This window comes from Telluribacter sp. (assembly GCF_035998675.1).
Classification (GTDB): domain Bacteria; phylum Bacteroidota; class Bacteroidia; order Cytophagales; family Spirosomataceae; genus Telluribacter.
The window spans coordinates 968,882-989,621 of record NZ_DASYHI010000020.1 but is presented as its reverse complement, the minus strand read 5'-3'; the positions used below and the strand labels follow the sequence as shown (position 1 = coordinate 989,621).

Here is a 20,740-nt window from a genome sequence, read left to right as displayed (position 1 = left end):
CGATAAAGACAGCCTTTTGAATAGCGAAAAGTGAAGTTTGCAATCAGTAATCAACGCAAAACTTTACGACTATGAAATCCTACTTCAAAGCTCAACCCTTAGTAGCAGGCATGCTACTGGCATTCTTTAGTTTCACCAGTTCAGCGGCTTTACCTGCTTCCCAACCGGATTCGGTGGCTGCCGGACTAGTGGGTACTTGGACACTGATCTCCTATAATTATGTGGGTCTTCCGCAAACACTTGCTCCGGATAAAGTTTGCCTTAAAACCATTACGCCCTCGCATTACAGCTGGACCTACCATTGTGCCACGACCAAAGAAGTGATTTCAACGGCAGGAGGGAGCTACAGCCTGGGGGAGAATATCTGCACCGAAAAAGTTGATTTTTTGCAGGGCGTGGGAGCCGACTTTCGCACTGCCGCCTATAAAACCTGCAATACCACACCAGCCCAGGTGGAGGAGTTGTACCAGGCTGAAAAGCGCCTGCAGGTGGAACTATCGGGAGATACCATGACCGTGAGGGGTACCTTAGCCAATGGGAACTCCATTGCAGAAACCTGGCAACGGGTAAAATAGATCGCTGGTAACCGACCCTTATCAAAAATCTGGCTAGCTGAAGAGGTGCAAGGTAGCGATAGCTACGTTCTCGCCTGTCGGTTTTCTAAAAAATATAGGAACCACTTTTACCACATTTTAATATGAAAATACTCCTCTACATACTCGTCGCATCGGTAGCACTCGGACATGTACACGCACAAACTACCCTGAAAGGAAAGATCATCGACGGACAGGCCCAGGGAATGGCTTTCATTTCAGTAACGCTCTTTACCCTTGACTCTACCCTGGTGAAGGCTACCGCAACGAATGATCGGGGAGATTTTGAATTTGAGAACATTCTGGCTGGCAAGTACCATTATTCTGCCCATGGCGTTGGGTTTCAGAATGCCTATTCCGAAAATATCGAAGTGAATAAGGAGTCTTTACAACTCCCGGCTCTGGTATTGTCCGAGTCAGCCACCGAACTAGCGGAGGTTCAGGTCGCTACCAAACGGCCCTTTGTGGAACAAATGCTGGACCGTACCATCCTGAACGTGGCCAATAGTATCGTGAGCAGTGGTAGCACCGCGCTGGAAGTACTGGAAAAGGCACCCGGTGTAACGGTCGATTACCAGAACGAGCGGCTGCAGCTCCGGGGAAAGGAGGGGGTCATTGTGCAGATAGACGGCAAGCAGACGTACCTTTCCGCTCAGGATGTCATTGCTATGCTGCGAAGCATGTCGAGTGATAATATTGATAAGATCGAGCTGATCACAAACCCCTCTGCCAAATACGATGCAGCGGGAAATTCGGGCATAATTAATATTCGTCTCAAAAAAAACATGGCCCTGGGTACAAATGGGACGGCCTCCATCGCAGGTGGGTCGGGGCGGTTTGACCGGCAACGGGGGAGCATTCAACTGAACAACCGGACCCAAAAATTGAACTTGTTTGGTAATTACAGCTTGAATAGAGGCGGAAATTACTGGGATTTTGTACTGAATCGAAACCAGCCTGATAATACACAGGCCGGAATTGTACAGCGGAACCTGGTTGAGCAATACTCTTATTTAAAATTTCGTGACCTGGGGCAGGATGCCAAAGTCGGATTTGATTTTTCTCCCGGTAAGAACACGACGATCGGTGCAGTGTGGACGGGTTTCTGGTCTGATCACCGCGAGGTGGGTCCGGCCCAATCCAGTTTTCGACGGACAGCGACTGGCCCCGTCTACCTGCAAACTCATACTGATAAAACGTATAATTCGCTTTCTCAAAACCAGATCGGAAATATCAATCTACAACATACCTTTGGGGAAAAAGGGGGGACGCTTTCCGCTGATCTTGACCGGGGGCATTTTAGTCGTGAATATTCTAACAGCCTGATGACCAAAACGCTCGTGGCTATCGGCGATGTAACTCTGCCCGCCGAAAATTTATTGATTACGCAACCTACTACGGTAGATATCCGTACGGCGAAAGTCGACTACAACCGGTCGCTCGCAAACGGCTGGAAATTTGAGACTGGGCTAAAAACCGCCTCCGTCAAAACTGATAATGACATGCAACTAAGCATGGGGCGGGATGGAGTACTGGTACCCGACCCGTTATTGTCCAATCATTTTCAGTACACCGAACGAATCAATGCCGGTTACGTTAGCGTTGCGGGCAAACTAGGACGTGGAGAGGGACCAAAGATTGAGGTGCAGGCGGGTTTGCGGGCGGAGCATACCCATTCGGAAGGCAATTCGCTGTCGCTGGAACAAGTCGTGGTTCGCAACTATTTAAAATGGTTTCCGAGCCTGTTTGTATCCCGTCCCTTGTCTCCAAAGCAGACCCTGACCCTATCGTACAGCCACCGGATCGACCGTCCCAACTACCAGAACCTTAACCCGGCCCGGGGCTATGTAGACCCGTTTGCCTATTCGGAAGGCAATCCCTACCTGAAGCCACAGTTTACGCACGCAGTAGAAGGCAAGCTAAGTATGCAAAACGGCGTCTTTGCTTCCCTGGCAGCCAACTATACCACCGACCTGATGTTTTTTACGATCCATGCCGTAGAGGGCAACAAATCGTTTGTAACGACCGAAAATCTGGGTCAATCCCGGGGTTATACGCTGACGCTGAGCTGGCCAATGACCGTACTGAAAGGCTGGCAGGTTCAGACCAATGTACTGGGTTATTATAACCATTTTCAGTACGACTATGAAGGTACGCTCCTGCAAATTCAGAACGTGGCGGGACGTTTGAACAGTAACAACGCCTTTACCTTTGGCAAAGGGTGGACCGCCGAACTCAACGGGTGGATAAGTACACCGGCCGTTAATGGAATCTGGCGTTCACCCTGGCTGGGGGCAATGGATACGGGCGTACAAAAGGTTGTAACATCGGTTATGAAACTCAAACTCAGCGTGCAGGATGTATTCCATACCAACCGTTTCAGGCCCTCGGTCTCTACCCCTACAGGTACCCAAAACGGAGTTCTGACGTTTGATACGCGTATTGTTATGCTAAATTTAACCTATTCTTTTGGCAATCAGCAGGTAAAGGGTGCCCGGCAACGTAGTATCGGCTCGGAAGAGGAAACCCGCCGGACAAATTAACGGGTGAGCTTCACCAGGACGTCCTGTTACTCAAAAACAAAGGTACCAAAGCGCTGGTAGTCGTGGAAGTTGGTCCGGGTCTTTTGCCACGACCAGGCCGACATGCCCGCGTCGTAGTCGATGCGGTACAGGTTGCCGCGCCAGCGGGTACCCGGAGTAGGAGGGGCCAGCACAATGGGTTTCATGACACTATACGGAATAAAGAACTCCGCAGTCCAGCCAGTGATAGCTGACCCTGACTTCTTCTCCCCGCCCTGTACGCTGGTCGCGTGCCGTACCTTCTGGGCTCCTTCGTAGTGCCAGGGCCGCCAGCCGTAAAATTTCCCCTCAATGTTAGGTACCATGATAAGCAGCTCGTAATCCAGCGGCGAAAGTTCGTACTCGAGGTACACCGGCACCGACTGGTCTGTCCACAGGAATACTTCCACCACGTCTTCATTGTACAGGTCAGCGAAGTCTTCCGTCAGGGTGGCCGTCAGCTTTCGGTCTTCACATTCCATCAGGAAGTACATGCCGGTAGCTGAGTAAAGTACCTTGGCGCGGGTAGTCAATTGGGGACCGGCTGCGCGTTGTTGCGTCAAGGTGAACCATTCGGCCCGGGACCAGTTGGTGTGGGTCCCCTTTCCGTTCACCTCAAAGTCGGGTGTTTTCCTTACGGTGAGCAGCGAGTCGGGCGTAGCTAAAGCAGGCGGGGAAGTGATAAGCAGTCCGCACAGCAACGCCAGCAGCCCTACCCCGTGGCAGGTAATGGTCTTTTTCAATTTAAGGCTGAGGTTACGATAAAGTACTTGGGTTGAGGTCATTCTTTCTACTCCATTTGTACTAAAAGCAAAGTACTTTCTTTCACTACTATCCCCCGGCGGAACCCCAGGTGGAACCCCGGTGAATCAGTCGGCTCTCCAGAATAATCTTTTCGTAGGCAAATTTGGTACTCTGCAATTCCTTGAAAATCAGTCGGGCCGCTTCGGCTCCCATTTCGTAGGCCGGTTGCCGCACCGAACTCAGGGAAGGTTCCAGGAGTTCGTCGGCGGGTTCGTCGTTGAACCCGATCAGGGCCAGGTCCTGCGGAATCCGGAGCCCCCGCTGCCGGGCCAGCACCAGCGCCCACTGCGCTATCTGGTCGCTGTAGGTAATCAGGGCGTCGAGTTGCGGGGCTTCGTCCAGGAGGTTAGTAACTCCCTGCCGGATCGCTTCCCGGCTGAATTCCACCTGCCGAATCAGGTCTTCATTGATGGTAATACCCCTTTCCTGCAAAGCCGCCCGGTAGCCGGCCTCCCGGCGAAGACTGATCTGGAGGTGGGGCGGACCGCCCATGAACCCGATGTGGTGGCGGCCCGCCGCGAGCAACTGATTGACCGCTTCGTAGGCCGCTTTATAATTATCAATCAGTACCTTGGAGCAGCTGATCTGTTCGCAGTCGCGGTTGAAAAGTACAAAAGGGATGTTTCGGGTTTGAATGCGCAGGAGGTGGTCGTACTGGGTAGTGTGGGCCGAAACAGAAAGAATAATGCCGGAGACGCGCGAGGCAATCAGGCTGTTGATCTGCTTTATTTCTTTCTGGTAATCTTCGTTGCTCTGGCAAATCAGCAACTGGTACCCCTGTGCTTCCGCTACCGCTTCAATGCCACTGATGGCCTCCGCGTAGAGCGGGTAGCTTATTTTGGGTACAATGACCCCAATGGAATTGCTTTTTCGCCGGAGCAGCTGAAACGCCAGGTGGTTGGGCTCGTACTCCAGCTCTTCGGCCAGCTGTACCACCGCGCGTTTGGTTTCTTCCCGGATGTCGGGGTGGTTGCGCAACGCCCGCGACACCGTCGAGATGGAGATACCCAGCCGGTTGGCGATAGTTTTCAGACTTATTTCTTCCATTTATTCTAAAAGTACAATTGTATGGTTGGGTCTTTCCGGGTGCCTTTCCTTAAAAGAAGCAGCACGCAGGTATTATACCGGAGCAGTCCTGATCTTTTGCAAACCTTTCCGCAAACCTTTGCAGAGAAATAATCTATTTTTCTGTTGCTTTCTGTCGGCCAATCTCTTTGGTTTAGGAAACGGCTGGTAGAAATACCGCAGAAAGCAAAGGACGTAATCTTATAATTGTTCAATAGAATCGAAAGCAATCATCATGTCAAAAACGTATAGAATAGCCGCCGTGAACGGCGACGGGATTGGCCACGAAATAGTACCCCTGGGCCTGGACGTCATGCAAGCGGCCGCCGGTCGGTTTGGTTTTTCACTTGACGTTACCCATTTTCCTTTCGGGGCCGGGTACTACCAGCAGCACGGCGATTTTATGCCCACCGATGGGTTGAATACCCTGAAAGCCTTCGACGCTATATACTTTGGGGCCGTAGGTTTACCGGCAGTTGATGACACCCTACCCGCCAAACTCTACACCTTTAAGGTAAGAACTCATTTTAAGCAGTACGTCAACTACCGGCCGGTAAAGCTGCTGGCGGGTGTTGACGGCCCATTAAGAAATAAGACGCAGCAGGACATTGACTTTGTGGTAATTCGGGAAAATAACGAGGGCGAATTTGTTCAGAACGGCAAGATACTCTATCCCGATAGCCCCCATGGACTGGCTACCGATACCAGCGTATTTACCCGGAAGGGCATTGAGCAAGTGGCCCACTATTCCTTTCAACTGGCCCAAAAGCGCCGGGGCAAGGTAACCAACGTGACCAAATCCAATACCCTTATCAATACGCTGGCCTACTGGGACAAAGTGATTGCGGAAGTAGCCGAACAGTACCCCGATGTAGCCTACACCAAAATGTACGTGGATGCCGCCGCGGCCAATTTTGTCCTTCGCCCCGAAGTATTTGACGTTGTATTAACCACCAACATGATTGGCGATATACTGTCTGATCTGGGCGGTGCCATCATGGGGAGCCTGGGGTACGGGCCGAGTGGAAACATCAATCCCGAGCGGGAGTTCCCTTCGATGTTCGAGCCGATACACGGGTCCGCACCGGACATAGCCGGGAAGGGTATTGCCAACCCCATCGGGCAGATATGGTCGGGAGCTCTGCTCCTGGAACATATCGGCGAAAAGGGAGCGGCGGACGCCATCGTGCAGGCCATTAATACCGTAACCGCCAGCGGCCTCCGGACGGCCGACGTAGGAGGCAAAGCCGGTACCGCCGAAGTAGCCGAAGCCATAATCAAAGCCCTGGAAGCGTAATGAGGCTCATTGACCTCACCCAAACCTACCAGCGCAGTACGCCGGGGGTAAGCTGGGAACCGGCCCGGGTACTCGAGCAGGACGGCTGGAATGCTACCACCCTGCACCTGTATTCGCACGCCGGTACGCACGTGGATGCACCCCTGCATTTTGGTATGGGTCAGGAAACGATTGATACAATGCCCCTGGAGCAGCTGGTAGGCTGGGCCTGGGTCCTCCGCCTCCCCGACACGCAGCCCAGGGAGGTACTTACAGTGGCCCACCTGGGAGAGCTTGCCGGTAAAATCAGCCCGCAGGATAGCTTGTTGTTCTATACCAACTGGTCGTTACGAAACGGAACGGACGAGTACCGCGACGCACTACCCCGCATCGGCGAGGAACTGGCGCGCTGGCTGGTGGATAATAAAGTCAAAATGATTGGGGTAGAGCCGCCCTCCGTAGCGGATGTAAATAATCTGCCGGAGGTAACCCTGATTCACCGGATATTACTGGGTGGGGGTATTACCATCGTGGAGGGGCTGTGTAATCTGGACCAGCTCCGGCAGGAAAAGGTACTACTCTTTGCCTTACCTCTAAAATACGCCGGTGGGGACGGCGCACCGGCCCGGGTCATTGCGGTGGAAGGTATCGCCACCGGGAGCGAATCGGCCGGCTCATAGGTAGTTCAGACAAAAAAGCGGCTTGTACAGTGGAATGTAATGCAAAACCCATGACTATTTTTTCAGACTCTACCACGATTGTCGTACTGGATGATGACCCCACCGGCACCCAAACCGTGCATAACGTACCGGTCCTGACAACCTGGGATGCCACGGCGCTGGAGGAAATGTTCAGTCAGCAGGTTTCTTTATTTTATATACTTACCAATTCGAGGGCATTCTCCGAAGGGGAGGCGGTGGCCATGAACGAAGACATCGGGCAGTTACTGCACCTGCTGGCCCGGCAATATGACCGCCGGTTGTTGCTGATAAGCCGCTCCGACTCTACCCTGCGCGGCCATTTTCCGGCCGAAGTAGACGCCCTGAGCCGGGGCTACGGATTACAGAATCCCCTGACTTTTCTGATTCCCGCCTTCATCGAAGGCGGACGCTATACCATCAATGGGGTACATTACCTGATGCAGGAAGGCAGGCCGGTACCCGTAGCCGAAACGCCCTTTGCCCAAGACCCGGTATTTGGGTACACCCACTCCGACCTGACCGAATGGGTTATGGAGAAATCCGGCGGAGCTATTAGCCCGCAACAGATTACCCGCGTACAACGGCAGGAACTGACTGGTGCGGCATTGGAACAACGAGTGACCGAACTACTCGACCCCGAACTCAAAGTAGTCATTGCGGACGCGGAGTCTTACGGTGACCTGACCCTGGTTTCGGAGCTGATAAAGAGGCTGTTTGAGCAGGGGCGGGAGGTACTTGTCCGGTCGGGGGCTTCGGTAGTACGTACTCTGGGCAATCTGGAAACAGCCCCGATGTTGCGTGCCAAAGAACTCCTGGACCCCCGGAATCACCGGGGTGGCCTGGTGGTTGTAGGGTCGTTTGTACCCCTGAGTACCCGTCAGGTCAGCTACCTGATGGACCAGATCTCCCTGCCGGCCTACGTGGTAAGTACCCGGCTGGGCGACGAGGCTAATCTGGTGGACCTGGCCACTACCCTTGAAAAACACCTCGAGCGGGGAGAAACTGTATTGCTGTACACCCAGCGTTCCCTCCAGACCGGAAGTACCCGCGCCGAATCCATGCAGATTGGGCAGCAATACTCGGAGTTGCTGGTATCCATCATCAGGCGCATTAAGGAGGTACCGGCTTTTGTGGTAGCCAAGGGAGGCATTACTTCCAGTGATATCGCCACCAGGGGGTTGGGGATAAAAAAAGCGATGGTGAAAGGTCAGCTTATTCCGGGGGTATCAGTCTGGGAACCCGGCCAGGACAGCCGTCTCAGCGGATTTCCCTACGTAGTATTCCCCGGCAACGTTGGCAACGACCAGGCGCTGTACGAAGTAGTGAAGAAGTTTCTGGAAGTGGAAAGAAGCTAGATTCATCATACTAATAAAATAAAGCACCGGCGGCACCAAAAGCTGTGACGATTGGTAAAAGCATTTGTGATCTAATTCAGAATTCACAAGTAGGAGTGTACGAAGGAATTCTAGTTAAGCCCCAGAGGGGCGGTATCTTAGTAGAAACAGCGTAAAAATTATAAATCAAGCTCCGTAGGAGCGGCCACCGTGGCAGCGGCACATGTAATTAAAGGAGTCGCCCCGCTGGGGCTTAAATCTCTCCTAATCGTTAACTTGCTACTAAAGTTTGGCCCGGCAGCGGCCGTCCGCCTCCGGGGCCGCTCTTTGGCCAAAAATTTTTCCTTCGTACACTATTGATTCAAAAATCATAACTAATAGCCTCCCTCATGCTTCGCTATCTGATTGTTGTGGGTACCTTCCTGCTGGCACTTTTGCTGTACATCGACCGGGTGTGTATCTCGGTAGCGAAAAACCCCATTGCCCAGGAACTAGACCTTAGCGACCAGCAGATGGGCTGGGTACTGGCGGCGTTTTCCCTGGGGTATGCCTTGTTTCAAACCCCCTCGGGTTCCTGGGTCGACCGCTTGGGGCCCCGGCGTATGCTGGCGGGCATTGTATCATTCTGGTCGTTGCTGACGGCACTGACCGGCCTGAGCTGGAATTTTATTTCGTTGCTTTTCCTGCGATTTTTCTTTGGCGCGGGCGAAGCGGGTGCTTTTCCGGGTATTGCCCGGGCCACCTACTCCTGGTTTCCGGTACGGGAGCGGGGATTAATTACAGGAATCAATTTTTCCGGTTCCCGGCTGGGGGCGGCGCTGGCTTTGCCCTTTATTGCCTCCCTCATCCAGTGGCTCGGCTGGCGGGCTTCGTTTGGTATCCTGGGCGGAATGGGTATCGTATGGGCTTTACTATGGTGGTTTTTCTTTCGGGATTTGCCCGAAGAACACCCCCGGCTATCGAGCCGGGAAAAGGACCTGATTCTGGCGCAACGGCAGTCGGCGAATGTAAAAATCGCCCAACCAAAAATAACCCTGCGGCAACTGCTGCGCCAGCGGATTATCTGGCCGGTTATGGGGCAGTACTTCTGTTCCAATTTTACTTTCTTTTTTGCCCTGACCTGGCTGTATCCGCACCTGCAGCGTACCTACCAGCTGGAGGCGACCCAGGCCGGTTGGCTGGCGTCGCTGCCTTTACTGGCCGGAGCGGCGGGCAGTTGGCTGTCGGGGGGATGGATTGACCATTTGTACCGGAAAGGACACCAGCGCTGGTCCCGGACTATCCCGGCTATGGTAGGCTTTACCCTGGCGGCGGGCGGGCTGGTGGGCAGTATTTATCAGGAAGAGGTAGTAGGGGCCGTGGCTTTTCTGGCAATAGCCCTGCTGGGGGCCGATATGACCCTGCCGCCCTCCTGGGCCCTGTGCGTGGATATTGGCAAAGCCCAGTCCGGGTTGATATCGGGTACTATGAATATGGCCGGTAACCTGGGCGCTTTTCTGACCAGCCTGGCTTTTCCCTACCTGTTTGCCTGGAGCGGGAGCGTAACCCCCTTTTTCCTGACGGGTGCCCTGCTGAATATTGCCGCCGTAGCCATGTGGCTGCGCATGCGGTGGACGATTGACTGATTTAGTATCCTGAACAATTAACCAGAATTTGCAATGAAAAAATTACTTGTTGTCCTGCTGTTGCTGAGTACGGTGGCAGTTGCCCAGAAACGCAAAACCGAAGTTTCCATCAAAGGAGAAGATTTTTACATCAACAACAAAGTCACCCTGAAAGGCAAGACCTACGAGGGAATGCGGCTGGAAGGCCTCCTGCCCAATTCCCGCATGGTACAGGGTATCTACGACGACCTCAACGCCGAAACCCGCAGCATGTGGAAGTACGCCGACACGGGTACCTGGGATGCCGACCGCAATACCCGTGAGTTTGTAGCGGCCATGCCCGAATGGAGAAAGCACGGCCTGCTGGCCTTCACGATGAACCTGCAGGGCGGTAGTCCGCAGGGGTACTCCAAAGAGCAGCCCTGGATCAACTCCGCCATCAGACCCGACGGCTCCCTGGACGAGGCCTACATGAAACGGATGGAGAAAATCCTGGACAAAGCCGACGAGCTGGGGATGGTGGTAATGCTGGGGTACTTCTATTTTGGGCAGGACGAACGCCTGAAAGACGAGGCAGCCGTAATTAATGCGGTGAAAAACGTGACCAACTGGCTCCTGGACAAAAACTACCGTAACGTGCTGGTGGAAGTAAACAACGAAAGTAATGTCCGGTACGATCATGCAATCCTGAAACCCGAGCGGGTACACGAGTTGATCAGTCTGGTAAAATCCATGAACCGCAACGGCCGCCGTTTGCTGGTTTCAACCAGTTTTGGCGGAGGCTTCATCCCCGTGGATAACGTGCTGGCGGTAAATGATTTTGTGCTCGTACACGGCAACGGGGTAAAAGACCCCGCCCGGATCGAAGAGATGGTACGCATTATCAAGGCCAAACCTAACTACAAGGGTGAACCCATTGTCTTCAACGAAGACGACCATTTTGATTTTGACAAACCCTACAACAATTTCATCGCCGCCACCAAAGCCCATGCTTCCTGGGGGTACTTCGACTACCGCATGAAAGACGAAGGCTTTGAAGAGGGCTACCAGAGCATGCCGGCCAGTTGGGGCATTACCAGTAGTCGCAAAAAAGGCTTTTTTGACCTCCTGAAAAAAATGACTGAGGGAAAGTAGGGAAATACAGTACTACCGAAAGGTTTAACTATCTGGTAAAAAATGGCTGATTTCGGAGTGTTGCCGGGTACTTGAAAAAGACTTTCTAAACTCCGTGTCAAAACTCTTTATAACGATTTGGTAACAGAAAGAACTAAAAATAAGTATGAAAAACATCCAGAAACTACTGTACCCTTCCATGCTTGCGGCCTTGGTAAGTTCCGCCGGTCTGGCCCAGCAGGCACCCGCCGCCATGCCAGCCGATGCTGTTTATCAGGAAGCGGAGAGCTTCAAACAACAAACCTCCGACGGTGTCCGCAAATGGCAGGTGAAAGACACCCGTTCGGACGACCCGGCCGTGGTAGCCATTGCGCGCCAGGCGGGAGGAGGTACCTACCTGCACTGCCTGCCGGACACCCGCACTACCCACGACGACAAGCTCACCAACGGAATAAATTTTTCGAATAAGCCCGGTGAAATGGCGGTATTGAGCTACAAAGTACAGTTCAAAAAGCCGGGCCGGTACTACCTGTGGGTAAAGGCCTATTCGACCGGTAGCGAAGATAACGGTGTACACGCCGGACTGAACGGTACCTGGCCCGAGAGTGGTCAGCGCCTGCAGTGGTGCGAAGGCAAAAACAAATGGACCTGGTCCAACCGGCAACGGACGCAGGAGGTACATTGCGGCGTGCCGTACCTCATCTACCTTGATGTACCTACTGCCGGTGAGCACGAAGTTTTATTCTCCATGCGGGAAGATGGTTTCCGGATGGACTCTTTTCTGCTGACGTTGGACAAAGAGTATGTTCCGAATTGAGTAAACGGCTTTGCCCATGAAAATAAAAGGGATACTGGTAGGCTGCGGGTACTTCAGCCAGTTTCACATGGAAGCCTGGCAGCGTATGCCCGAGGTGGAACTGGTGGCCCTCTGCGATGCTGACCTGACCAAAGCCGCCGCCTTTGCTGAAAGATGGAGATTTACGGGTGCAATTTTTTCAGACCTGGAAAAGGCGCTGGCGCGGGTCAACTCTGACTTTGTAGATATTGCCACGCCACCGGCTTCGCACCTGGAACTGGTCCGGCTGGCCTCAACGCACGGGCGGGCCATTATCTGTCAGAAACCGCTGGCGCCCACTTTGAAAGAAGCCGAACAGCTGGTAACCCTCGCCCATGAGCAGGGAGTACGGTTGATGGTACACGAAAATTTCCGGTTTCAGCCCTGGCACCGGGCCATCCGGCAACTACTCGACGAAAAGGTAGTGGGCGACCGACTTTACAGTATCTACTGGCGGATGCGCATGGGCGACGGCTGGCAGCCCGACGCCTATAAGAGCCGACAACCGTACTTCCGTACCTACCCCCGCCTGCTCATCTACGAAACTGGTGTACATTTGATTGATGTCGTTCGGTTTCTGAGCGGCAGTGAAGTAGTATCGGTAGCAGCAGACCTGACGCGCCGAAATCCGGAAATAGCGGGTGAAGACAGTGGACTAGTAGTACTGACGACGGAGAATGGGAGCCGGGCGACGCTGGATATGAGCCGCTACAACGAAAGCCGGTACCCTAATCCCCGCTATACCTTTGCCGACAGCCTGCTCCTGGACCTCAACGGCGGCAGTATCGAACTCACGGGAGATGGTGCCATTCGGGTCAGGCCGCTGGGCCAGCCTGCCTACCAGCATCACTACGAGCACCACGACCGCAATTTTGCCGGGGACTGCGTGTACTTCTGCCAGCGGCATTTTGTGGACTGCCTCCTGCACGACCAGCCCTTTGAAACCTCAGGTAAAGAGTACCTGCAGAACCTGGATGTACAGGAAAAGATTTACAAGGTAGCGGGGTGGTAGGTGATAAAAAAGCCGGTAAGGATGAGTACCCTTACCGGCCTTTGGCAGGTCGTACTAATAGCCTGCTTAGTTTCTGCTAAGTACAAAGTTATGCTTCCCCTTCTGTGAAAGATCCTTACTGGTAAGCAAGATCCGCTGCACCGGATGACTGTCCCACTTCGTTTTAAAGCTCCGGTACTCCATTCCATCCGTAGAAGGAAAATCAGTGGACGCGCTCCATTTTTTCGGGTCGTACCGAAGTACAAACGACTGCTTGCCGGGCGTAGTCAGTTTAACTTGTCCGGGTGTTGACGTATCTACCTCGGCAATGGTCATAAACACCTCCTGGATGGAAGTAGGCTTTTGCTGCATCTCGTATTCATCCGTTATTTCCACCTGATTTTTGGCCCGGTTCAGAGCTACCTGGCGTTTCCAGTTCGCTACCCCGGCCTCGGCAGGATAGGCTTTGGCTATGTTCATTGTCAGGGAAGCTACCTTGTCGTTGATGATACTGCCTGCGTCGGTGGCTTCGTACTGTCGGCCGGCTTTCTGTCCCTGACCGTTGATGATGGGCAGGTTGTGGTAGTTAGACTGCGTAAACCACAGCTCGTACCGTTGGGGCGAAAAGGTGCGGGCGGTGTAGTTGCCGCGTCCGGCATCAATGATCACCGGTTCGCCTTTGGAATAGAGCAGGAAGTCGCCCACATCGTTATGGTTGTGGCTTTCGGCGTTGTGCCCGCCGTGGGTAGCCAGGAAGAAATCAGTATCCGCATCGCGCGCCGTAAGTACCTCTATATCGGATAGCCAGGCATCCTGTACCTTATCGTAGGAAGGCAGGGTCTTATCAATTTTTTTAGCGGTCAGCAAATTTTCAATCGAACGAAAGCGGTGAAAGCCCGTTACGGCCAAAGCCCGCTCGGGAAACCGGCCCACGGCCCATCTTCCCATATTCACCATGCGCTCGTCGTTCAGGGCATTTCCGAAGCGGTACAGCAACAGGCCGTCGGGGATGAGTTTGGGGTCAGCGTCAGCAAAATTCACGAAGTAATTCCCGTCAATGTGTACTTTGTAAAAATAAGCCCCCATGTTTTGGATCAGGGGATGCTCGTAAATATTCACTTTGTTTTTCGTGGCCGCACTTAGTAGTTCGAGGCAGTCGTACACGCTGGCCCCGGCGGCGGTCCAGTAGCTGGGGCCCTCGTCGCAGCCGCCGTCATCGCCCAGGCTGTTCAGGTACCGGTCCAGGTCGGTCATGGAGTTATGGATCATGGCAGCCCGGCGGCTTTCATCCTTTTCCAGCATCAGGGTGGCCGATATCCAATTGGACATGATCCAGGGATTCCAGTTATTAACCGCGCGGGTCGGACTATTCCAACCGTACTCATCCCCGTGGGTAAGCATGGGAGTGAACAGGCGTTCGTTGGTTTCGTGGTAAATGCGCTTGCGCACCAGCGGATTTATTTTGTCCAGCTTGTCACCCACAAAGTAGTCAGCCAACCCCAGCAAGGCGGCCGTTTCGGCAGCAAACAGGTCGACGACGGGCTTCTCCACATCGGGCAGACCCGTGCTGGAAATATGGGCGGGTACCCCCCAGAAACTCTCTTCGCAGATGGACCACAGCCCGTTCAGGATCGCTTCGGTAAAACGCCCCTTGTCCTCCATACTTTCGGCCAGGATCAACTCCATCAGGGCGTTGCGCTTGCCAAAAGAGATACCACTGTGCCGTTCACGATCGCCTGAACGTTTGTAGTCCAGCGAAACCGAAGCCGTGATGGGTTCAAAAGTGTAACTGAGTCGTTCTTCTCCGGTTTGAATTATTTTTTTCATCACCGAATCGGGCACAGCAGCTTTCCACCCGGAGGCGGTAGTGGGGTAGGGCTTGTACTGGCCATGCGCCACCAGAGCCTGTTTTACCTGCTCGGGAGAATACTTTTGGGCCAGTATGTTTCGGGGTGTGATTTGCGCCTGCACCAGGAGACAACTGGTAAGGAAGAAGGTAAGTACTAATAGTTTTTTCATGATAACCAGGGAGTAGGAATAAGAATATAGTTTAGTAAGGGCTTAGCGGGCATCAACCGTAAACATGAACTGATCCGTCGCTTTCAGAGATTTGTTCGTAAGCAGAATTCGCTTTACCGGGTGGCTGTCCCACTTGGTTTTGAAACTGCTGTACTCCATGCCGTCGGTAGAGGGTAATTCGGTAGTGGCACTCCATGTTTTGGGATCATAATGTAACACGTACGACTTTTTGGTCGGGGTAGTAAGTACCACCGTTCCGGGAACGCTGGCATCTACCTCACAGACCGTCATGAATACCTGCTGGATGGAGCCGGGTTTTTGGTTCAGGGTATATTTATCGGTTATTTCCAGCCGGTTTTTCTGGCGGTTGAGGGCTACTTTTCGGTTCCAGTTGTCAATACCCGCTTCGGCCGGATAGGCTTTGGCGATATTCATATTCAGAGCTGCTTCCTTATCTGATATCGTACTGTTCACGCCGCTCGCCTCGAACTCACGGCCCGCCTTTTGGCCGTGCCCGTTGACGATGGGTACATTGTGGTGCTGCGACTGCGTAAACCACAGGTCGTAGCGCTGGGGCGAGAAGGTACGGGAGGTGTAGTTGCCGCGTCCGGCGTCGATCAGGATCGGTTCCCCGTGGGCGTAAAGCAGGAAGTCACCTACGTCGTTGTGGTTGTGGCTCTCGGCGTTGTGTCCGCCGTGGGTAGCCAGGAACATTCCGTTGGATGTCCGGGCGGTAAGTACCTCAATATCCGATAGCCAGGCGTCCCGAACGGGTACGTAGGCGGGAGGCGAAGCCGGTAAGTCCCGGATCGTGAGCAGGTTCTCAATCCGGCGGGGGCGGTGGTGGCCGTTTAGTTCCAGAGTTACTTCCGGAAATTGCTTTACTGCCCATTGCCCCATACTCGTCATCTGCGGGTCATTAATAGCCTTGCCAAAGCGGTAGAGCAGCAGGCCGTCGGGCCGGAGCTTGGGGTCCGCGTCGGAGAAGTTGACAAAGTAGTGGCCGCCAATGTGAACTTTATAAAAATAGGCACCCATGTTCCGGATGAGCGGGTGGTCGTAAATGTTCACTTTGTTATTCGTAGCCGCGCCAAGCATTTCCAGACAATCAAATACGCTGGCACCGGCGGCCGTCCAGTAAGAGGGGCCTTCGTCGCAGCCGCCGTCTTCACCTAGTCCATTAAGGTACAGGTCCAGACCAAGCATGGATTGGTGGACCATTTCTGCCCGGCGGGCCTCATCTTTTTCTAGCATCAGCGTGGCCGAGATCCAGTTGGACATGATCCAGGGGTTCCAGTTATTAACGGGCTGCGTTTTACTCATCCACTTGTACTGGTCAGGGTGGTTGAGAAGAGGCCTGAAAATGCGCTGGTTGGTTTCGTAGTAGATACGCTTGCGCACCAGCGGGTTAATGGCATCCAGCTTGGCACCCACGAAGTAGTCGGCCAGACCCAGCAGAGCGGCGGTTTCGGCGCTGAATAGGTCCACCACCGGATTTTCCACATCAGGCAGGCCGGTACCCGATATGTGGGCGGGTACCCCCCAGTAGCTCTCCTCACAAATAGACCATAAGCCATTCAGTATAGCCTCTATGAAGCGACCCTTGTCTTCCACACTCTCGGCGAGTAGCAGATCGGTAAGCGCGTATCGCTTGTTGTAGGCAATGCCCCGGTGCCTCTCGCGGTCGCCGGTGCGTACAAAATCCAGAGAAACGGTCGCGGAAACCGGCTGAAATTTATAATTCAAAGAAGCTTCACCGGCCTTGATTACTGCTTTCAGGATGGAGTCAGGTACTACCTTTTTCCATTCTGCGGGTGTAGTAGGGTAAGGCTTATACTGACTGCGCGGAATCAGGGCTTCCTTTACCTGTTCCTGTGAATACTTCTTAGCCAGAATGTTCCGGGGTGTTACCTGCGCGTACAGCTCTGAAAAGCAGAGAGCTACTATTGCTATAAATACCTTTTTCATCATCACTTATTTTTTACCCCACTGAGCAAGTGGTTGATCAATTGTTTTCTTAGTGCCAGATGCTTTTTCGGGTAGTAGCAGTACCTGTAAAGTTTGAGATGCTCCGGCGGGTACTTCGTACTCAAATCCTACCAATTGGGTACCTTCGTTGGGAGCGTCATAATCGGTCGTGGGGGCGGTACTCCAGGTTTTTATTTCGACAGAGGCCGGTAATTGTACCCGAAGCGTTAACGTCTTACCACCGCTGGTCAGCGTTGCCGAATTATCCTGATTGATAGTGACTTCGGCCGGTGTAAGCATCACCCAGCGGACTTTGGCTGGCTGACTTCCAGCCTTTACCTCGTCACGCACTACTACGTAGACATCATTTACGATACCTATACCCCGACGCGCGCGCTCGATTTGACCTTCATATAATTTGGACAGATCTGAAACAGCATACCGTAAAGCATCACTTGATCCGGAAGCGTCGATTTTGGCCTTGCCTTTTACAAGCTGGTGTTGGTCATTGATTGTAAGGGTGTTATGGATAAAATTGTTGTAACGCTTAATGTCCCAGCGCTGAGCGCCCTGCTTGCCATCCCAGATGTTCAATCCCTTTGATTCAAGGGAATTATAGTTTTGCATCCCCAGGTCCTGCGCCCAGCGTATGCCATCAGACTCCATCACAAAAGAGCCTACATCCATGTGGGCGTGACTAGCCGAGGGGGTACCGCTCTTGAAACCTACATAAATAGCGTTGGGGTCGGTCCAGGAGCTGCGCATCATAGCCACCGGATTTTTGCCCTGTCCGGTCCAGAAGTTGGTCGTAGGAGGCTTAACTTTGTTCAGAGGATTGGCAACTCCCCAGATCATGACGGCCGGTAGCAGCCGATCTTGAGTAAACGGTGCATAATCTGAATTCTCCAGGTAATTTTTTTCAACCCACAGCAGGGAAGGATCTCCGCTTTTCTGGGCAAACCAAAACATAGCGGGGTGCAGACTGCCCTTGCCGGAACCGGCATCGCTGTAATTAAAAGAATATTCGGTAGGGCCGGTCATATACTCCAGATAGCGGGCGGTCTTCATAAATCCCGGCTCTTTTGAAAGATCAAAGTCGGTACCGAAAGCCTTTTCCATTGCACTCAGAAATAGGACATTGAAAGAAGTCCCGTAGCCCCAGTAGCTGTAACCCTCCGGATAGGCACCATCGGGAGCGTAGTCCTTCATAGGTAGCTTGATGGAGGTCAGGGCACGCGTTATAATCTGTTTGGCCAGGTCAGGATTTTCTTCGTAAACAGCCAGAGCACCAAAGCTGATGCCGGCATTACAAACCTGATTCCAGTTGTTAGTTACGTTTACAAAAGCGTTGTACCGGCTATCCATGGATGTTTTCAGGCCTTTTTCGGTAATGGCCTCACTGATTGTTTTCCGGGACTTGGGCGAGAGTGTCGGGTATAGCCAGTCGTAGCCGATGGCCATGGCCATAGTCATTTCGGCTACGTCGAGGTAGTGGGTGGGGTTCCAGTCGCTGAAACCGGCGATGGCCAGCATTTCTTTTTCGGCGCGATGAGCGTATTTGCCGTCCTGCGTCATGCGCCAGGCGTAGGATAAATGAAACAGCCGCCTGAGGGCTTCGCGCGATTTATCGAGCAATCTTCGGCCAATCTGGATACGTTCAACGGGAGGAAGGGAAATGATCTGATCAGACTCAGTCAGAATAGCCCGGTGCATTTTCTGCCAGGTGGGGTCAGCTTCAATGGCCTTTTGAATTTGCTTTTCCTCCCCCGCCAAAAGGAGCAGGCGCGGGTGGTTGGCGGGGGGAGCCGGGAGCGTTTGAGCACATACCCTCATTATTCCCAGTAACAGTACCAGGAACAGGCTCACTTCTTTTTTTCTTCTCATAAGATCAGGAATTACAGGTGAAAAAAAAAGCTACCCATCGGGCGTTTATAATGCCGCGTGGGTAGCTTTTTTTTAAATGAGTGATTGAGTGAATGATAGAATGGTATTCTTTATTTCATCATTCATTCTATCATTCAAAATTTATTCATCACTCCCAGCCAGGATTCTGCTTGATGGCAGGGTTTTGCGCTATTGTATTCAATGGAATGGGCCACAGATAGTGCTTGCTCTCGTCAAATACCGGATTAGCCCAGTCGGTACCTTTGTACACATCGATATATTCCTTGCCTGATTCGGGGTCGATGGAAGTCTGCATGGTGGTAGGGCTGAACCTGGCCTTGTTGGCTGCGCTCCAGCGTATTCCATAATCCTTGTCTTCCAGTTTCTTGCCCTGCTTCCAGCGCAGAATATCCTGATAGCGAAGACCCTCCATGAACATCTCCACACGACGCTCCCGACGGATTTCAGCAATCAGGGGAGAAATACCATCCTTAGCATAACGAGGATCCACCGGTATTTCACCCAGAATCATGTGGGGCATGGCAACGCGGTCGCGAAGTTTGTTAATCGATATATCGAGATCATTCTGCGTAATAGTCCCCAACTCGGCCTTGGCTTCGGCGTAAATCAGCAGGGCTTCGGCAAAGCGCAGGATAATGGCCGGCGATTCGGCCGTGTTATAGGCCTTACCGATCAGGTCATCGGCATTATAATGCTTGATAATATGGTAGCCAGTTGTAGACTTTACACCTCCTCCCGGCATACCTTCCAGACGAGGGTAGGAACGGCCATCTTCGCGGTCATAGCGATACTTTTCGGTGTCGGCGGGATGCAAAACCGTCTGACGTAGCCGAGGATCCCGATTTGCGAACACATCTTCCAGCTTCTCATCGCCTTTGTAAAGAGGCGACAGCGTAATGGGCAATCCATCCGTAGCCAGGTAGTCTTCCACCATGCTTTTGGTGGCCCCCCCCGCGTACGGGAAGTAAGACTGAACGTGGTTGGTAAACACCCCGATCTTGTACTTCCGCCAAGCGATTACTTCCGGATTCCCGGTCAGGTCCAGTACCCGGTGGTAGGCGTTGTAGTCGTTATTGGGATCTCCCGTGTTGTAAAGCCGATAGGGACCGGTTTCGATCAGTTCCTTGGATGCCTTGGCTGCTTCTTCCAGCCACATTTTCCATTCACCCGTGTTGTGGTACTTGTTAAAGGTACCTTCAAACAGACAAATACGGGCTTTTACCAATAGGGCGGCCCAACGGTTCAGGCGACCCGGCGCGTTGCCGTCGCCCCAGTCGTTAGGCAGTTTTGTTGAAGCAAAATTCAAGTCTTCCAGCACTTTTTTCATAGCTTCGGCACGGGGTGTACGGGCGGCAAAAAGCTCTTCTGAGTCAATGTTCAGTTCACGTTCTACGTAAGGTACATCACCAAACTTACTCACTTTCTCTCCGTAAAACCAGCCCCGCATCAGGCGGGCTTCAGCAATGTACTTGTCTTTGGCAGCCTGCGGAATATTGGCCCGATCGTAGTTGGCGAGCCCTACATTAATGGCCCTCACAAAGTTCCAGCCGTCATAGCCAAACCACTGATCACCAGAGGCGACATTATGCTTACCCGCCCGTACCTGCTGGAAGCGGGTGTGGCGAGGATGGCGGGGGGCCATATTGTCGGTAAATTCATCCTGAAACCAGATGCTGGCGTAGTGGCTGGCAAACCCATCATGATGACCCATCAGAATGGGTACATCAATGTCATCCCGAATGAGGTTATAAAGGCTATTGTTATACACTGCGAGGTCATTCTCGGTGTTCCAGAAGGTCTCGTTGGTGATCTGATCCAGCGGGTACCTTTCCAGGAAGTCGTCGTTACAGCCGCTCACCATATAGGTGACCAATAACGCGAAGCTGAATTTTAAAAATTTGCTTTTCATATCTTTATTTTTAGAAGTTCAATAAATAGAATGTATAATACAAAGCTATCAGCTAATAGCTT

Annotated in this window: 15 protein-coding genes; 9 read left to right on the top strand and 6 right to left on the bottom strand. The window is 52.8% G+C overall.

Features of this window, described 5'->3' with window-relative positions; translation table 11 throughout:
- The first annotated feature begins 71 nt into the window (after positions 1 to 71).
- A complete protein-coding gene (locus VGN67_RS18370) occupies positions 72 to 575 on the top strand; it encodes a hypothetical protein (protein ID WP_327488321.1) in 504 nt (167 codons plus the stop codon).
- 122 nt (positions 576 to 697) lie between these two features.
- Entirely contained in the window at positions 698 to 3,136 is a 2,439-nt protein-coding gene (locus VGN67_RS18365; RefSeq protein WP_327488320.1) for an outer membrane beta-barrel protein, read from the top strand.
- 26 nt (positions 3,137 to 3,162) lie between these two features.
- On the opposite strand, the gene VGN67_RS18360 is transcribed toward VGN67_RS18365, so the two are convergent.
- Positions 3,163 to 3,939: a carbohydrate-binding family 9-like protein gene (locus tag VGN67_RS18360; protein ID WP_327488319.1), complete on the bottom strand. Its 777-nt coding sequence runs from the start codon at positions 3,937 to 3,939 to the stop codon at positions 3,163 to 3,165.
- 46 nt (positions 3,940 to 3,985) lie between these two features.
- Positions 3,986 to 5,005, bottom strand: coding sequence for a LacI family DNA-binding transcriptional regulator (locus VGN67_RS18355; RefSeq protein ID WP_327488318.1), 1,020 nt, complete (start codon positions 5,003 to 5,005; stop codon positions 3,986 to 3,988).
- Between the two features lie 253 nt (positions 5,006 to 5,258).
- Here VGN67_RS18355 and VGN67_RS18350 point away from each other — a divergent pair, with 253 nt between their 5' ends.
- The 7 genes from VGN67_RS18350 (at position 5,259) to VGN67_RS18320 (ending at position 12,898) form a co-directional block, all read left to right on the top strand.
- The gene (locus tag VGN67_RS18350) at positions 5,259 to 6,320 is read left to right on the top strand and encodes an isocitrate/isopropylmalate dehydrogenase family protein (protein WP_327488317.1); all 1,062 of its coding nucleotides are present in this window, start codon (positions 5,259 to 5,261) and stop codon (positions 6,318 to 6,320) included.
- Positions 6,320 to 6,979 (top strand): cyclase family protein, encoded by a 660-nt coding sequence (locus VGN67_RS18345; RefSeq protein ID WP_327488316.1) that lies wholly within the window; start codon positions 6,320 to 6,322, stop codon positions 6,977 to 6,979. Before VGN67_RS18350 ends, VGN67_RS18345 begins: the two co-directional genes overlap by 1 nt.
- Positions 6,980 to 7,029: 50 nt before the next feature.
- Positions 7,030 to 8,355, top strand: a complete 1,326-nt coding sequence (locus tag VGN67_RS18340; RefSeq protein WP_327488315.1) for a four-carbon acid sugar kinase family protein — start codon at positions 7,030 to 7,032, stop codon at positions 8,353 to 8,355.
- Positions 8,356 to 8,723: 368 nt separating this feature from the next.
- On the top strand, positions 8,724 to 9,959 hold the full coding sequence (locus tag VGN67_RS18335) for an MFS transporter (protein WP_327488314.1): 1,236 nt from the start codon (positions 8,724 to 8,726) through the stop codon (positions 9,957 to 9,959).
- Positions 9,960 to 9,992: 33 nt separating this feature from the next.
- Entirely contained in the window at positions 9,993 to 11,072 is a 1,080-nt protein-coding gene (locus VGN67_RS18330) for a hypothetical protein (protein ID WP_327488313.1), read from the top strand.
- Between the two features lie 145 nt (positions 11,073 to 11,217).
- Positions 11,218 to 11,868 carry a hypothetical protein gene (locus VGN67_RS18325; RefSeq protein WP_327488312.1) on the top strand — a complete coding sequence of 217 codons (651 nt, stop codon included), beginning with the start codon at positions 11,218 to 11,220 and terminating at the stop codon, positions 11,866 to 11,868.
- A 16-nt stretch (positions 11,869 to 11,884) separates the two neighbouring features.
- Complete coding sequence (locus VGN67_RS18320) at positions 11,885 to 12,898, top strand: Gfo/Idh/MocA family oxidoreductase (protein WP_327488311.1); 1,014 nt, start codon at positions 11,885 to 11,887, stop codon at positions 12,896 to 12,898.
- A gap of 66 nt (positions 12,899 to 12,964) precedes the next feature.
- On the opposite strand, the gene VGN67_RS18315 is transcribed toward VGN67_RS18320, so the two are convergent.
- The 4 genes from VGN67_RS18315 to VGN67_RS18300 all read right to left on the bottom strand — a co-directional run bounded on the left by VGN67_RS18315 (position 12,965) and on the right by VGN67_RS18300 (position 20,678).
- Positions 12,965 to 14,896, bottom strand: a complete 1,932-nt coding sequence (locus VGN67_RS18315; protein WP_327488310.1) for a heparinase II/III domain-containing protein — start codon at positions 14,894 to 14,896, stop codon at positions 12,965 to 12,967.
- 42 nt (positions 14,897 to 14,938) lie between these two features.
- Complete coding sequence (locus VGN67_RS18310) at positions 14,939 to 16,867, bottom strand: heparinase II/III domain-containing protein (protein ID WP_327488309.1); 1,929 nt, start codon at positions 16,865 to 16,867, stop codon at positions 14,939 to 14,941.
- A gap of 3 nt (positions 16,868 to 16,870) precedes the next feature.
- The gene (locus VGN67_RS18305; protein WP_327488308.1) at positions 16,871 to 18,748 is read right to left on the bottom strand and encodes a heparinase II/III domain-containing protein; all 1,878 of its coding nucleotides are present in this window, start codon (positions 18,746 to 18,748) and stop codon (positions 16,871 to 16,873) included.
- Between the two features lie 148 nt (positions 18,749 to 18,896).
- Positions 18,897 to 20,678 (bottom strand): RagB/SusD family nutrient uptake outer membrane protein, encoded by a 1,782-nt coding sequence (locus tag VGN67_RS18300; protein WP_327488307.1) that lies wholly within the window; start codon positions 20,676 to 20,678, stop codon positions 18,897 to 18,899.
- Between the last annotated feature and the right edge of the window lie 62 nt (positions 20,679 to 20,740).